This window comes from Amycolatopsis sp. M39 (genome assembly GCF_001651785.1).
GTDB lineage: Bacteria > Actinomycetota > Actinomycetes > Mycobacteriales > Pseudonocardiaceae > Amycolatopsis > Amycolatopsis rubida.
The window spans coordinates 76,158-90,157 of sequence record NZ_LWSF01000026.1; the positions used below are offsets into that span (position 1 = coordinate 76,158).

Below are 14,000 nucleotides of genomic sequence, written 5' to 3' on the forward strand. Positions count from 1 at the left end.
CTTGCGCAGCAACGACTCTTCCCCCGAACGTCGCTCGCCCAGGTACCGAAGACATTCGTCGAGCAGTCCCTGGGAAAGCCCCAGCCGCACCCACACCAGGTCCGGACCCGCGGGCGCGCCCGGCAGGCCCCGGGCGAAGGCGACCGCGCCGCCGGGAAGATCGGCTTCCCGCAGGATCTCCGTCCCGGCGGGCAGCTCTCCCGCCGGGACAGCCGCGACCGCATCGTTTCGGCGCCTCGTCCGCAGCAGCTTGAGCGCGGGCGCGACGCCCTGCTCCCGGGCGACGCGCCGGCACTCCTGCCACCGGGCCGGGTCAGGCACGGATTTCCGCGATGACGAACGCGGCGAGCGAACGCACCGATTCGAAGTGCTGCATCTCCAGGTTCTCGGTGTCGAACTCGATGCCGAAGGTGTCCTCAAGCTGCATCAGCAATTCCAGCACGCCGGTCGAATCGAGGCCGGCGTCGGACAGCCGGGTGTCCTCGGACAGGTCGGCGACGTCCCGTTCGAGCACCGCGCCCAGCGCGCCGGTGATGCCTTCGACGACCCGGTCCTCGGTCAGGGTCTGCGTGGTCTCAGTCATGGCTCTCCTTCTCCTTACACAGGGTTCAGCGCGCCGTCGGAGCGAATCCGCGGGCGTCGCGGCGGGCCTGGCCGCGGGAAATCCGCAGCGGATCCCAGTCGTGGCCGCGGTCGGGCAGCAGGGCGCGGTCGGCGAAAACCGCGCCTTCGTACGCTTCGGCCAGCACCGGCCGGTCGAGAATCGCTTCGGCGCACTGCGCACCGCCGACCGCGGCTCCGACGACTCCCCCGCCATGGACGTCCTGTCCGGCGACGAACAGCCCTTCGACCGCGGTCCGCACGTCCGGCCGCCGTCCGTGCGGACCCCAGGACTGGAGTCCGTACGCGGCTCCGCCGGTGGCGAGTGTGTAGCGCTCCTGCGTGAGCGGGGTGGCCGATTCGAGGTAGACGATGCGATCCCGGAACGGGCCGAGCACCTCTTCGGCGCGCTCTAGCAGGCAGGCGGCGAGTTTCTCTTTGGCCGCGCGGTATTCGGCCACCCGCCGGTAGCGGAGCCCGGACGCCGGGCCATCGGTTACGCCCCACTGCGCATAGCCGGGCGGACACGCGGTCATGATCTGAAGATTCGTGTGTCCGGGCGGGCAGACCGCGGTGTTGCCGGGGTCCTTGTGCGACGCGGACGAGATGAACACGAACGGCAGCTCGTCGAACTGGCCCGCTTCGGTTCGGGTGTAAGCACTTTCGACATCACCGCTCGGCCAGTACCAGATGTTGGCCTCGGACGCTTCGGGCAGTTCCGCGGCCACCACCGCATAACTGGTGACCAGCGGCAGCCGCATGACCGCGTCCTCGGTGCGGCGGACGACGCCTTCGGGGAGGTTTTCCCGGCCACCGCACAACTCCAGCACGGTGCGCCGATAGTCCGCATTGGACACCACCAGCGGCGCGCGCAGCACGTCTCCACCGGTCAGCTCCACACCGGCTGCGCGACCGTCCTCGATCAGGATCCGCGCGGCGCGGGCTTTGGTGCGCAACTGCCCGCCGTGCGTTTCGAGCTGCTCCACCAGCGCGGCCGCCAGCATCTGGCCGCCGCCGACCGGGTAGTACGCGCCGCCGGTCAGGTAGTCGTCGAGCATGCGAATGTGCGCCGCGACAACGGTGTTCGCCGGCGACGAAGCATAGTTGCCGGACTGCGCGGCCAGCACCGTGCGAGCGGCCGCCGACAGTCCACAATGGTCAAACAGGCGGCTCAGACCGCGGCGGCTCCAGCGCACCACCGCGGGCGAGCCGCCCAACACCGGCTGAGCACTCGCGGAATACCGAGCCGACGCGGCGATCTCGCCGCAGATCGCCAGGTACTCCTGAAGCGCCGCGGCCTCCGCGGGGAAGGTCGCGAGCAGCCGGTCCCCGTACCGGGACCAGCCTTCCGGCACGTCGAAGCGCACGCCCGGCAGCACGATCCGGTCGAAGCCGTCCGGGTCGAGCCTGCGGAACCGCACCCGGTCGCCGACGCCGAGCCCGGCCAGCAGCGACGGGAGCAGCCCGCCGGGCCCGCAGTCGCCGAGGTAGTGCACGCCGATGTCGAACTCGTAGGAGCGCCGCCGCCGGAACATGTGGCAGTTGCCGCCCGCCACGTCGTGCTGTTCGAGCACCAGGACCCGGCGGCCGAAGGCGGCGAGGTAGCCGGCGCAGACGAGGCCGCCGATCCCGGACCCGATCACGATCGCGTCCCAGGAAGAGCTTCCCGCCTCGTTCGGACTCATGCCGGTGACGCTACGGCGGGGCGGTGACCCCGGGCTGACCGCGCGCTGACAGCTGGGGGCAGTCAGCGGCAGGCGGTCGCCCGGGGGTCACCTATTCAGGAGAGAGCATGGCGATCGAGGTCTTGCCGCGCACCGCGAGCCAGGTCGGGAAGAGCGTGGCGACCATGCTTACCACGACCGCGAGCAAGACCACCACCGCATAAATCCACAATGGACCATACGGCAGCCAGCTGTCGGACACGGCCTGGCTGAACGGGACCAGCATCGCGAGCGAGACGGCGGTGCCGAGGACCACGCCGATGACCGCGACGACCATCCCCTCCACGGCCATCACCCCGAGCACCTGGCCCCGGCTCGACCCGGCCAGCCGTTGCAGGCCGAACTCGCGCCGCCGGTGCGCGGTCGAGAGCACGAGCGTGTTCACCACCGAGATCGCCGCGTAGAGCAGGATCATGCCGACCACGAGGTAGTTGACCCAGGCGTTCGCTTCCTGTTCCTGCACGAACTTGGCGGTGAGCGTGTCCCGGTTCGCGACCTGCACTCCCGGCGAAGCCTGCGCCATCCCGTCCAGCGTGCTCATCAGCTGCGAGACGCTCGTGCCCGCCGCCGCGGTGACGAGCACCTGCGACGCGATCCCGTCGGTCGTGTGCGGGGCCAGCGTGGCCGCGGGCAGCATCGCCGTGGCGAAATCCGGCGCGGCCCGCAGTGTCGCCACCACCCGCAACCGCACCTGCGCGCCGTCGCCGAGCCGCAGCCCGATCTCGTCGCCGAGCTTGACGTGCAGCCGAGTCGCGTTGTCGACCGGAAGCGCGATGGTATTGCCCTGCAACGCGTCCAGCGAGCCGGTAGCGACCTCGGACGCCCGGGTCTTCGCGACCGCGTCGCCGGTGACTCCCGTCAGCGCGAGCCCGTCCTCGTCCTGGCTCGAATCGGACGGCTTCTCGTTGTAGCCCTTGCTGGTCACGTACGCCGAAGCGGTGCCGACCCCGGGCAGCGACCGGACCTTGTCGAGCAACCCGGTGCCGACGTCGCCGGTCGACGAAGTGACGACCGCGTCCGCCGAGAGGTTCGACGCGTACTTCTGCTTCGCCGATTCCACCTGCGTGGTCTGGAAGTAGAGCATGAACACCGCCAGCGTCGTGGCGAGCATGACCGGCACGACCGCCCCGGACATCGGCAGCCACCGCACCCGGGCGTTGGCCATCGCGAGATAGCCGGACAGCCCGCTCACCGCCCGCACCGGAACCCGCAGCACCGCGACCATCCCCCGGGTGATCCCCGGCGCGAAGAGCGCGACCGCCGCCGCGACGAGCGTGACCGCCGGACCGGCCGTACTGGCCGCGAGCGGTCCGTCCATCACGGTGATCGTCAGATACGCCAGCGCCACGCCGCCGATCAGGCTGCCGATGCCCCACCAGAGCCGGAACGACGTCAGCCAGCGCTTCGGCGAGACCAGTTCCTGCATCGCCTCCACCGGACGGGTCCGCCCGGCGTACCGCGCCGCGACGAACCCCGCGCCCCACGCGGACAGCAGGCCGACGAGAACGCCGGCGGCGGTCGGGATCCAGTCCTGGTGATACGCCAGCACCGGTTCGAAGACGCCGAACCCGGACAACCGGTCGAACAGCCAGTTCCCCAGCAGTTCGCCGGGGAAAGCGGCCAGCACGGTCGCGAGGACCCCGATCACCATCGACTCCGCGGTGATCATGCGGCTGACCTGTTTGGGCGTCGCGCCGACCGCGCGCAGCAACGCGACCTCGCGCCGCCGCTGCTGCACCGACAGCCCCAGCGTGCTGGCCACCACGAACAACGCGACCTGCACAGCGAGCCCGCCGAACACCGCGGCCAGGATCACCAGGATTTCGCCGCCGTCGCTCGCCTGCGCGAACTCGGCCGTCCCGCGCGCCACGCCGGTGAGCGCGACCGCGTGCTGGTCCCGGACCACGTTCGCGATCTGGGTGCTCAACGCGGCCGGATCCGTGCCCGCGGCGGGAAGCACGCCGAACGCGTCGACCTGCCCGGGCGCGGGCGCCAGCGCGAGAGCGTCTTCGTGGGAGAAGAACACCGCGTCGGAAGCCATTTTCCCGCCCGCGACAGCGATTCCCACTACTTGGAAGGACCGGACACCACCGCGCACGGCGATCTGCACCGAACCGCCCGAGGCGACCCCGGTGGCCGCGGCCGTCGCCTGGTCGAGCACGACTTCGCCGCCGCGCTGCGGAGCCCGGCCGTCGGTGAGCGAATACGGGGCCAGCTCGGCAGTCGCCCAGTCGTGCCCCAACGCCGTGCCGCGTACCAGCTTCACGTCGGGATCCGCGGGCAGCGTCGCCGGGATCGACACGTCGGGAATGACCTTCGCGACGCCGGGAACGGCCGCGATCTTGGCCCCGAGCGACGCGTCAAGGCGCACCCGTTCGGGCAGGGTCGCGGATTCGTGGTCCTCGTCCTCGGTGCCCGGGTTCGTCGGCGGCAGGTCGTAGTGCTGGTCGCCCGCGACGACCACCGGGGCCTCGGCCAGCCGCTGCGGCGGCACCCGCGGCGAGACGCCGGTCTGCATGAGCCCGCCGCACGCCATCACGATCGCGGTTCCGACGAGCAGCGCGACGAACGTCGCGGTGAATCCGGCCTTGCGGAACCGGAGCGTGCTCAGGGCAAGGCGCAGCATCAGCGCACCGTCCCGACGGTGTTCCGGCCGTCGCGGCCGAGCCGCGTCGTACGCGAGCTCAACGCGGTCAGGCCGCGCGCGACCTCGTCCGCGGTCGGTTCGTGCAACTCGCCGGCGAACTGCCCGTCGGCGAGGAACAGCACCCGGTCGGCGTAGGAGGCGGCGACCGGATCGTGCGTCACCATCACGATGGTCTGCCCTTCGACCCGCACCGCGGTGCGCAGCAGGTCCAGGATCTCGCTCGCCGACGTCGTGTCCAGCGCGCCGGTCGGCTCGTCGGCGAAGGTCACGTGCGGGCGGCTGACCAGCGCGCGGGCGATCGCCACGCGCTGCTGTTGACCACCGGACAATTCACCGGGGCGGTGCCCGCGCCGTCCGCCGAGCCCGACCTGCTCGATGATCCGGTTCACCAGCGCCGGGTCGGCCCGTTTGCCCGCCAGCCGCAGCGGAAGCGTGACGTTGTCGACCACGTCGAGCGACGGCAGCAGGTTGAACTGCTGGAAAATGAACCCGATGTGGTCACGGCGCATCCGGGTCAGCTGCGCCTCGTCGAGCCTGCCGAGATCCTGGTCGGCCAGCACGACCGTGCCCGAATCCGGCTGGTCGAGCCCGGCCGCGCAGTGCAGCAGCGTGCTCTTGCCCGAACCGGACGGTCCCATCACCGCGGTGAAACTGCCGCGGGCGAACGAAACCGAAATCCCGTCGAGTGCGACGACGCGGGCCCGGTTCCCTCCGTAGAGCTTGGTGACGGAGCGGAGTGTCACCGCATCCGTGCTTGGCTGTCCGGACTGGTACATCGGTCACTCTCCCAGGCGCGTCGGGTACAGCGAAAACCTACGAGCGACGAGCGCCGATTCCGATGGTGCTAGCTCTTCGATCCGGACTGGTCCTAGCACCCCTGCCGGGAAAGCCCGGAACAGCACATAATCGGGATATGCCCTCCACCGATGCCCGCGAGCCGGCGGCGCCGAAGCCCTGGTTCGCGCGGGGCGGCCTCGCCGTGCTGCACAGCACCGCGCTGGGCCTGCTCGCACCGGTCGAGGTAGTGCTTTTCGCGCTGCTGGCCTGCGCTGCTTCCCTGCTGGGCGTCGGCGTCGGCGTGTTCCTGATTCCCCCGGTGGTCTACGCCGTCCGCGCGGTCGCCAATCTGCAGCGGAAACTGCACGGCGCCTGGACCGGACGCGAGCTGCCGGAGCCGTATCTCCCGCTGCCCGAGGGCACCCGGTTCTTCCAGGTGTTCGCGCGGTTGCTGGCCGACCGCGCCACCTGGCGGGACACGGCCTGGCTGCTGGTGGACGGCACGATCGGCTGCCTGCTCACGCTGGCCCCGCTGGCCCTCGTGGTCGACGGCGTGCGCGGGCTGCTCATGCCGTTGCTCTACCCGGTTCTGGACGATGTGTGGCTCGGCGACTGGTACGTGGCGCTGCCGGTGGACAATCCGGCCGTCGCCTGGATCGCGGTCGTGCTGGGCCTGCTGCATTTCCCGCTCGTCCTGTGGGCCGCCCCGCACCTGCTGAAACTGCACGCGGCGCTGGCGGCCAAATTTCTTTCCCCGTCCGAAAGCACCGTGCTCGCCCAGCGCGTGCAGCACCTCACCACCACGCGCGACGACGCGGTCGGCCATCAGGCGCTGGAGCTGCGCCGGATCGAGCGCAATCTGCACGACGGCGCGCAAGCCCGGCTGGTCGCGATGGGAATGACGCTCGACGCGGCGGCCAAACTCGCCGAACGGCAGCCGGAAGCGGCGAAGAGCCTGATGGAAGAGGCCAAGGCGAGCTCGGTGAAAGCACTGCAGGAACTGCGCGACCTGGTTCGCGGGATCCAGCCGCCGGTGCTGGTCGACCGCGGTCTCGCCGACGCGGTCCGCGAACTCGGGATGGAGTCGGCGCTGGAGATGGAGACCACCGTCGACCTTCCCGGCCGGTTCGCGCCCGCCGTCGAGACCGCCGCGTATTTCACCGTTTCCGAGGTGCTCAACAACGCGATGAAGCATTCCGGCGCGGATTCCGGGAAAATCGACGTACACCATTCCGGCGGACGGCTGTCCATCACGGTCACCGACTACGGCAGGGGCGGCGCGGACCCGGCCAAGGGCACCGGCCTGCGGGAACTCGAACGCAGGCTCGCGCCGCTGGACGGATTCCTCACCGTGCTCAGCCCGCTCGGCGGGCCGACCTCGGTGGTCATCGAAATCCCCTGCCGGCCGGTCGGGTCGTGAGTGGCGATCCCGGTTCTCACCGGCGCCACTCACGACCCGACCTGGCATCGGCGCTCAGTGACGCAGGTAGGCCAGCACCGCCTGCACCCGGCGGTTGCTGTCGTCGGACACCGGCAGCTGCAGTTTCGCCAGGATGTTGTTGATGTGCTTGGACACCGCCTTCTCGGTGACGTACAGCTCGGCGGCGATGTTGCTGTTGGACCGTCCCTCGGCGATCAACCGGAGCACGTCGTTCTCTCGCGGAGTGAGGCTTTCCAGCGCACGGTCGCGCGTGTTGTGCGTGAACAGCCGCGACACCACCTCGGGATCCATCATGGTGTTGCCCGCGGCGACCCCGCGCAGGACGTCGACGAAGTGGTCGCCGTCGAGCACCCGGTCCTTGAGCTGGTAGCCGACCGCGCCCGCGCCGTCGGCCAGCAATTCGTTGACGTACAAGCGTTCGACGTACTGCGACAGCACCAGCACCGGCAGCCCGGGCACCTGACGGCGCGCCTCGATCGCGGCGCGCAGGCCCTCGTCGGTGAACGACGGCGGGAGCCGGATGTCGACCACGCCGACGTCCGGCTTCTCCGTGACCAGCGCGTTCAGCAGATCCGGCCCGTTGTCCAGCGCCGCGACGATCGTCATCCCGTGCGCTTCGAGCAGCCGGACCAGCCCGTCGCGGAGCAGGAACTGGTCTTCGCCGATGACCACGCGCACAGAGCTTCACCTTTTCTTCGCCGCGGCAGTTCCGCTCCTGATTATAGGGGCGCGGACGAGAGTTCCGTGTCGGTTCGGCCCGCGTTAGCGAAAGCGGCGGTCAGGCGAGCGGGGGCGCGGACGGCTCGCTTTCCCGGGCGAAGGCGCAAATCCCCAGAGTTCCGCGAATCGGGTCGTAATCGGCGAGCACCGCGGGCGGTTCGGCCCACAGAGCGGTGGCGGAACGTCCTTCCGCGACCGGTCCGCCGGTCAAGCCCGGTCCGTAGCGATCCGCTGGCGCGAGCCGATCAGTCTCGGCCCGGGCGTCGGCCGGGTCGATTCCGGGCAGCACCGCGACCCGGGTGCTGCCTGCTCCGGACTCGAACAGCAGCGCGGTCGCCGCGTCCACGGGCGGGCGTTCTCCGGCGTAGGGCATTCCTCGCTGCTCCATGACCAGGACCAGCACGCGGTGCATCGGCTTCCGGCGCACGTATCCGGCCGCCACCCGCAAGGCGAGGAAACCGGCGAGCGGGCCCTGTCCGGAAACCGAGTACGTCATCGGGGCGCCCGGCAGCACGGCGGTGAGGTTGACCGGAGCGGACAGCCGCGGGTCGAAATCGGGGCCGTCGTGCGCGACGACGACCAGGTCGATCGGCTCGCTCACCTGGCCGTGCAGCACATCCCGGGCCAGGGAGATGAACGTGTTGCCCTGCGCCTGAGCGACCAGCTCCGGCGAGTAGCCGACGTCGTGCCCGGCGGCCAGATCGGTGAAGTAGCGCGTCATGATCGGGCCGTCGAGCCGGTCGGAGCCGGACTCGAATCGCCGATGCAGCACGGTTTTCAGCCCCATCGGCAGCACGGCGAACGGCGAGGTGCGCGTGGCCGCCACGGGAGCGCCGGCACTGAACATCAGCCCTCCACCGCGGGAACCGGCAGCCGATGCAGGTGCTGGCGGCGCAGCAGGTCCTCCGGCTGGTCCCGCTCGCTGATCACATAGGACTGTCCATCGTGGACCAGAACCTCGGCGGGATAGCCGTGGCTGAGGAACAGCACCGGCGACGCGCTCGGGCCGTAGGCACCGGAGCGTTCCACGCCGATCAGGTCGCCCGGCCGCACCGGCGGCAGCGGGATTTTCTTGCCAAGCACGTCGTTCGGGGTGCACAGCGGACCGGTGATCTGCCAGGTCTCGGTGGCCGGTTCGTCGATCCGGTTCAGCAGCCGCATCGGGAAATCGCGTTTGACATAGGAGCCGATGCCGACCGCCGCCATATGGTGGTTGGTGCCGCCGTCGGCGACCGCGAAGTTCTGCCCCAGCGAGGTTTTGACATAGCGGACGCGCACGACGTAGGTGCCGCTCATCGCGGTGAGGTAGCGGCCCAGCTCCATCACGAGCCGTGTGTCCGGATGCCGGGTGGCGAACTCGTCGATCACCGGGTTCAGTCGCGAGGTCAGCAGGTCGAGGTCGAGGTCGCGTTCCCCGTCGAAGTACGCCACGCCCAGCCCGCCGCCGACGTCGACCAGGTCGAGGCCGAAGCCCAGTCGCGCGGACAGCTGCTCGGCCAGCGCGAAGATGCGAGTGGTGTTCTCCACCACCGATTCCTCGCTGAGAATGCGCGTGCCCATGTAGACCTGGACGCCCATGATCCGCACGTTCGCGTGCCGGGAAACCAGGTCCTCGGCGGCGAACAGCTGTTCCTCGTCCATGCCGAACTGGCGCGGCTTCCCGCCCATCGTCAGTCCGGACCCCTTGACCGCGAAGCTCGGATTGACCCGCAACGCCACCCGCGCTCGCACTCCGCGCGCCGCGGCGAGCCGGTCGATCAACGCCAGTTCCCCGAAGGATTCGCAGACGATCGCCGCGATGTCCTCGTCCAGGCAGGCCTCGAGTTCCGCCTGGCTCTTGCCGGGGCCCAGGAAAATGATGTCGTTCGGCTCGACGCCGCCGCGGCGCGCGGTGCGCAGTTCGGCGAGGCTCGACACTTCGGCACGGGCCCCGTTGTCGTGCAGCACAGCCAGAATCGACACGTTCGGGTTCGACTTCAGCGAGAAGAAGACCTCCATGCTGTCGTGCAGTTCGCGGCGCAGCCGGGACATCCGGCCGGCCAGCTCGCCGCCGTCGTAGACGAACAGCGGGGTGCCGTAGCGGTCCGCCAGCTCGGTGATCCCGACGCCCTCGATCTCGAGTTCCGTACTCATCAGGTTCTGCTCCTAGTGTTCGAAGACCATCGCGGAAAACGTCGAGCCGAGGCCGACCGAAACCATCAGGTAGCGCTCGCCCGGGTTGAGCAGTCCGAGCCGGGTCGCGGTGTGGTAGTTGAGGAACGGGTCCGCGCAGAAGCAATGGCCGGTGCGCGGGACGTTGCCGAGGAAGATCCGTTTCCGCGGCACGTCCATCGCCTCCGCCGCGCGGATCCACGAAACCTTGTTGACGTTGTGCGGCAGGACGAGCGCGAGATCGCTCGCCGCGCACCCGGCGGCTTCGAGCGCGGCGCGGGTGACGTCGCCCAGTGCGTCCGGATAGATCTGCCGGAAGACCTTGTTCTGCTCTTCGTTCGTGATGACCTCGCCGCCGGGACCGCCGAGCGTGGTCGTCGCGTAGCCGAGCAGCCGATCCCGTTGCCCGCCGGGGGCGACCAGCACCGCGGCGGTCCCCTCGCCCATCACCGCGACGTCCGGGATGATCTGCGCGGCCGGGGTGAAAGCCTTCTCCCCGGCGAGAATCAACGCCAGCGCGTCCGGGTCGCCGTCCTGTTCGAGCAGTGCACCAGCGAGATCGAGCGCGAGCAGTCCGGACGCGCACGCGTGGTCGGTGACGGTGAAGGCGAGCGCGTTCTGCAATCCCAGCCGCTGGCGCACCTCGGCCAGCGGATCGAACGGATGCGGCGACGCCGCGGGTACCGTCTTCGGCCGCAGCACGTAGCGGACGCGCTCCTCGACCCCGGCGAACCCGTCGAGCTTCGCGACCGCGCCGAGCAGCATCTCGGCCTCGGACTCGGGCGACCGGCAAACCTCGGACAACCCGTAGATGCGATGCAGCCTGCGCAACTGGGCGTCAGTAAGGCCGAGCGCGTCCTGCAGCGTCGCGATCGGCACCGCGGCGGGCAGGTAACTGGACACAGACATCAGGCTCGTCACCCCGACAGCGTCCCAACCGGCACTGACGTGACGCTGACGCGCGGCTTTCAACCGGCTTCGTTCACCACAGCACGACGGCGGTGACCACATGCGCCGCGCCCACCACGGCGCTCCCCGCGAGCATCCCCCGTTCCCCGCGAAAGATCCCGATCCCGACGTCCCCTGCCTGCGCGACCGCCGCCGCGATCAGGACCACCGCGCAGACTGGTCCAGACCAGATCAGCGGCACGACCGCGGCCGCACCGCCCTGACCGCGTACATCCAGCCGTGGAACTTCTCGCCGTTCGTCGGCGCGTCGCTGTGGCTCAACGCCGCCGCTCGCGCTGCCGCCACCATCGCGAGCACGGCATCGGCCACCACCAGGACGATCGTCATTACCTCACCAGTCGACTATTTACAGATTGAACTGTTCATCGATGATTAAAGTACCGGTGTGGCGACCGACAGCTCCTTGCCCGAGACCTCGGCCTTCCGGCTCATGGTGCTCGGCGCCGACCTGGCGAACGAGTTCGCGAGCACCTGCGCGAATCCGGGCTGAAGCCCAAACATCTCGGGACGCTCGCCATGGTCGAGCAGGGCTTCGCCCGGACCCAGGACGACATCGTCCGGCTCATGCGGATGAGCCCCAGCCTGGTCGTCCGGCTGGAGCAGCGGGACCCGGCCAACCGGCGCAAGCACATCCTCACCCTCACCGGGGAGGGGAAATCCTTGCTGGCCGAGACGGGTTCGCTCGCGGCGGCCGTCGACGCCGAACTGGACGCCCTGCTCGGCCCGCGGCTCGGCGGCCAGCTGGACGAGGCGCTCGCGCGGCTGATGGGCAAGCTCGTGGCGGACCGGGAGCGTCCCGGGCCGCGGTGATCAGCGGGATTCCGCTCGTCCGGCTACCGTCGCAAGCATGCGCGTACTGGTCGCCGGAGCCTCGGGGTTCGTCGGCAGACGGTTGTGCCCGGCGCTGACCGACGCCGGGCACGACGTGCTCGCCATGACCCGACGCCCCGAGCAGTACCGCGGTGCCGGCGAGCCGATCCACGGCGATGTCGCCGACATCGGCTCCCTGCGAGACGCGCTCAAGAACGTCGAAGCCGCCTACTACCTGGTCCATTCCCTCGACAGCGTGGACTTCCAGAAGCGCGACGCCAACGCGGCCCGCGCGTTCGCCCGTGCCGCGGCGGAAGCGGGAGTGCGCCGGATCGTCTACCTCGGCGGTCTCGGCGACGACGCCGACTCGCTGTCGGCGCATCTGGCCAGCAGGCGCGAGGTCGAACGGCTGCTGGCGGAGACCGGCGTGCCGGTGACCGTGCTGCGCGCGGGAATCGTCATCGGACACGGCGGGACGTCGTGGGAGCTGACCCGCCAGCTCGTCGAACGCCTGCCCGCGATGATCACCCCGCGCTGGGTCGGCACGCGCACCCAGCCGATCGCGCTCGCCGACGTCGTCCGCTACCTGGCCGGCGTGCTGGAGCATCCCGAGACCGCGGGCCGGACGTTCGACATCGGCGGCCCGGAAGTGCTGACCTACCGGGACATGCTGCAGCGCGTCGCGGTGATCGAGGGCAGGATGCTGGCGATCGTGCCGGTCCCGCTGCTCACGCCCCGGCTGTCGTCCTACTGGATTTCGCTGGTCACCGACGTCGATGCCACGACCGGGCGCGCGCTGATCGACTCGATGGGCAACGAGGTCGTCGTCCGCGACGACGCGATCCGCCGCATCGTCGAATTCGAGCCGATGAGCTACAACGACGCCGTGCTGCAAGCACTGGGCGAACGAGTGCGACAGCGGCGGACCGGGTGAAGGCGTTCCTGACGGCGGTGACCGCGGCGGGTTCCGGGCTGCTGGGAGCGTCCTTGGCGAGCAAGCCGGGATCGCGCCGGTTTCACGCGCTGACCGCGTCGGTCGCGGCGACCTGGTTCGCCGGAGCGCGCGCGGCAGGGCCGGTGCCACGGGGTCGTACCGACGTCGTGCAGCCGGTATTGGCGGGTGCGGGCGCGTTCGGGGCGTTTTACGGCTGCGCGCTGGTCGCTCGCCGGATTCCGTTGCTGCGCCGGGCGATCACCGGCGTGCTCGGCCACGCCCATCACGGTTCGACGCCGACCGTGGTGACGACGGCGCTCGTAACCGGTGCCGCTGAGGAGGTTTTCTTCCGCGGCGCGCTTTACGACACGTTCGGCCCGCGAGCATCGACCGCGATGTACGTGCTGTCGACGACGGCGACGCGGAATCCGGCCTTGGTGCTGGCGTCGGCGACTATGGGGACGCTCTTCACCCTGCAACGCCGTTGGGGCGGCGGAGTGCAGGCACCGGTGCTGACGCACGTGACCTGGTCCGCCCTGATGATCGGCTTCCTGCCCCGGCTTTTCCCGCCTCAGGATTCCAGCAGTGGCGGAGCAGGTCCGTAGGCATTGGCGCGGGCGGCGCGAGCGCGGGCACCCGGGATGCCGGTGAGCAGGCGCAACAGCCGATACGGCGGGGCAGCGGGACGACCGCGTTCCCTCGCGCGAGCGGCGCGTTGTTCCAGCCGGACCTGCTGCGCCTGCACCTTCCGGATCGCGGGTTCGCGTTCGGCTTGGATCCGCGCGAGGGCGGCGTCGGACGAATCCCGCACGAGGTGATTGGCCGCGGCGACGGCGTCCTGCACCGCCATGAGGATCCCGTTGCCGCCGACCGGCGAGATGACGTGCGCGGCATCGCCGATGAGCAGCAGGCCTGGCCGCCACCAGCGCTCCACCCGGGAGATGTCGACCGACAGCAGGGTCGTCTGGCCGAAATCGGTCAGCAGATCGGCCCGGTCGGCCAGCCACGGCACGTGCTCGGCGAGAAATGTCCGGATCGGACCGACACCCTGTTCGCGAGCTTCGGCGTAGCCGCCCTTGGGCAGGCTGTATCCCACTTGCCAGCCGCCGGTCCCGGCGAGCAGGCCGACGTAGTGGTGTCGCCCGAAGAAGAGGTCGACGTCGGCGTCCGGCGGGTCCTCGGGACGGTGCGGCAGCCGGAACCACAGCAGGTCGGTGGTGGCGCCGA

Annotated in this window: 15 protein-coding genes; 4 read left to right on the forward strand and 11 right to left on the reverse strand. The window is 70.2% G+C overall.

Translation table 11 applies throughout. The features are described 5' to 3' along the window. Positions 1 to 313: 313 nt before the first annotated feature. From A4R44_RS36750 to A4R44_RS36765, 4 genes are all read right to left on the reverse strand, one after another. Positions 314 to 583, reverse strand: coding sequence for an acyl carrier protein (locus tag A4R44_RS36750; protein ID WP_043839328.1), 270 nt, complete (start codon positions 581 to 583; stop codon positions 314 to 316). Between the two features lie 25 nt (positions 584 to 608). Then, positions 609 to 2,285 (reverse strand): NAD(P)/FAD-dependent oxidoreductase, encoded by a 1,677-nt coding sequence (locus tag A4R44_RS36755; RefSeq protein WP_067591383.1) that lies wholly within the window; start codon positions 2,283 to 2,285, stop codon positions 609 to 611. Between the two features lie 91 nt (positions 2,286 to 2,376). Continuing rightward, positions 2,377 to 4,950, reverse strand: coding sequence for an ABC transporter permease (locus A4R44_RS36760; RefSeq protein ID WP_067591386.1), 2,574 nt, complete (start codon positions 4,948 to 4,950; stop codon positions 2,377 to 2,379). Continuing rightward, complete coding sequence (locus A4R44_RS36765) at positions 4,950 to 5,747, reverse strand: ABC transporter ATP-binding protein (protein ID WP_067591389.1); 798 nt, start codon at positions 5,745 to 5,747, stop codon at positions 4,950 to 4,952. The genes A4R44_RS36760 and A4R44_RS36765 overlap by 1 nt, the downstream gene beginning before the upstream one ends. Before the next feature lie 137 nt (positions 5,748 to 5,884). Here A4R44_RS36765 and A4R44_RS36770 point away from each other — a divergent pair, with 137 nt between their 5' ends. Continuing rightward, positions 5,885 to 7,168: a sensor histidine kinase gene (locus A4R44_RS36770; protein WP_067591392.1), complete on the forward strand. Its 1,284-nt coding sequence runs from the start codon at positions 5,885 to 5,887 to the stop codon at positions 7,166 to 7,168. 54 nt (positions 7,169 to 7,222) lie between these two features. Here A4R44_RS36770 and A4R44_RS36775 read toward each other — a convergent pair whose 3' ends face one another. The 6 genes from A4R44_RS36775 to A4R44_RS48510 all read right to left on the reverse strand — a co-directional run bounded on the left by A4R44_RS36775 (position 7,223) and on the right by A4R44_RS48510 (position 11,356). Continuing rightward, on the reverse strand, positions 7,223 to 7,867 hold the full coding sequence (locus A4R44_RS36775; RefSeq protein ID WP_067591395.1) for a response regulator transcription factor: 645 nt from the start codon (positions 7,865 to 7,867) through the stop codon (positions 7,223 to 7,225). Positions 7,868 to 7,967: 100 nt separating this feature from the next. After that, complete coding sequence (locus A4R44_RS36780; protein WP_067591398.1) at positions 7,968 to 8,756, reverse strand: hypothetical protein; 789 nt, start codon at positions 8,754 to 8,756, stop codon at positions 7,968 to 7,970. Further along, a complete protein-coding gene (locus A4R44_RS36785; RefSeq protein ID WP_067591401.1) occupies positions 8,756 to 10,042 on the reverse strand; it encodes a type III PLP-dependent enzyme in 1,287 nt (428 codons plus the stop codon). The genes A4R44_RS36780 and A4R44_RS36785 overlap by 1 nt, the downstream gene beginning before the upstream one ends. Positions 10,043 to 10,054: 12 nt before the next feature. Beyond that, on the reverse strand, positions 10,055 to 10,969 hold the full coding sequence (locus tag A4R44_RS36790) for a 3-oxoacyl-[acyl-carrier-protein] synthase III C-terminal domain-containing protein (RefSeq protein ID WP_232791937.1): 915 nt from the start codon (positions 10,967 to 10,969) through the stop codon (positions 10,055 to 10,057). Positions 10,970 to 11,042: 73 nt separating this feature from the next. Then, the gene (locus A4R44_RS51940; RefSeq protein WP_255366209.1) at positions 11,043 to 11,177 is read right to left on the reverse strand and encodes a hypothetical protein; all 135 of its coding nucleotides are present in this window, start codon (positions 11,175 to 11,177) and stop codon (positions 11,043 to 11,045) included. A 23-nt stretch (positions 11,178 to 11,200) separates the two neighbouring features. Next, positions 11,201 to 11,356: a hypothetical protein gene (locus A4R44_RS48510; RefSeq protein WP_157905084.1), complete on the reverse strand. Its 156-nt coding sequence runs from the start codon at positions 11,354 to 11,356 to the stop codon at positions 11,201 to 11,203. Between the two features lie 189 nt (positions 11,357 to 11,545). Here A4R44_RS48510 and A4R44_RS36795 point away from each other — a divergent pair, with 189 nt between their 5' ends. Genes A4R44_RS36795 through A4R44_RS36805 form a run of 3 tightly spaced genes read left to right on the forward strand, consistent with a single transcriptional unit; the run spans position 11,546 to position 13,378 of the window. Beyond that, positions 11,546 to 11,839 carry a hypothetical protein gene (locus A4R44_RS36795; RefSeq protein ID WP_095213842.1) on the forward strand — a complete coding sequence of 98 codons (294 nt, stop codon included), beginning with the start codon at positions 11,546 to 11,548 and terminating at the stop codon, positions 11,837 to 11,839. A 37-nt stretch (positions 11,840 to 11,876) separates the two neighbouring features. Then, positions 11,877 to 12,773, forward strand: coding sequence for an NAD(P)H-binding protein (locus tag A4R44_RS36800; protein ID WP_067591407.1), 897 nt, complete (start codon positions 11,877 to 11,879; stop codon positions 12,771 to 12,773). Next, entirely contained in the window at positions 12,770 to 13,378 is a 609-nt protein-coding gene (locus A4R44_RS36805) for a CPBP family intramembrane glutamic endopeptidase (RefSeq protein ID WP_067591414.1), read from the forward strand. The genes A4R44_RS36800 and A4R44_RS36805 overlap by 4 nt, the downstream gene beginning before the upstream one ends. Here the strand turns inward: A4R44_RS36805 and A4R44_RS51215 are convergent. Beyond that, positions 13,345 to 14,000 (reverse strand): FAD-dependent monooxygenase (locus A4R44_RS51215; RefSeq protein WP_232791938.1); only part of this gene is annotated, 656 nt, incomplete at its 5' end. The two genes, A4R44_RS36805 and A4R44_RS51215, sit on opposite strands and share 34 nt — an antisense overlap.

Excerpts from the sequence above, each read along its gene's own strand:
- A4R44_RS36755 (WP_067591383.1), bottom strand. The coding sequence starts at position 2,285 with ATGAGTCCGAACGAGGCGGGAAGCTCTTCCTGGGACGCGATCGTGATC.
- A4R44_RS36800 (WP_067591407.1), top strand. The coding sequence starts at position 11,877 with ATGCGCGTACTGGTCGCCGGAGCCTCGGGGTTCGTCGGCAGACGGTTG.
- A4R44_RS36750 (WP_043839328.1), bottom strand. The coding sequence starts at position 583 with ATGACTGAGACCACGCAGACCCTGACCGAGGACCGGGTCGTCGAAGGC.
- A4R44_RS36785 (WP_067591401.1), bottom strand. The coding sequence starts at position 10,042 with ATGAGTACGGAACTCGAGATCGAGGGCGTCGGGATCACCGAGCTGGCG.
- A4R44_RS36790 (WP_232791937.1), bottom strand. The coding sequence starts at position 10,969 with ATGTCTGTGTCCAGTTACCTGCCCGCCGCGGTGCCGATCGCGACGCTG.
- A4R44_RS48510 (WP_157905084.1), bottom strand. The coding sequence starts at position 11,356 with ATGACGATCGTCCTGGTGGTGGCCGATGCCGTGCTCGCGATGGTGGCG.
- A4R44_RS36770 (WP_067591392.1), top strand. The coding sequence starts at position 5,885 with ATGCCCTCCACCGATGCCCGCGAGCCGGCGGCGCCGAAGCCCTGGTTC.
- A4R44_RS36780 (WP_067591398.1), bottom strand. The coding sequence starts at position 8,756 with ATGTTCAGTGCCGGCGCTCCCGTGGCGGCCACGCGCACCTCGCCGTTC.
- A4R44_RS36765 (WP_067591389.1), bottom strand. The coding sequence starts at position 5,747 with ATGTACCAGTCCGGACAGCCAAGCACGGATGCGGTGACACTCCGCTCC.
- A4R44_RS36795 (WP_095213842.1), top strand. The coding sequence starts at position 11,546 with ATGGTCGAGCAGGGCTTCGCCCGGACCCAGGACGACATCGTCCGGCTC.
- A4R44_RS36760 (WP_067591386.1), bottom strand. The coding sequence starts at position 4,950 with ATGCTGCGCCTTGCCCTGAGCACGCTCCGGTTCCGCAAGGCCGGATTC.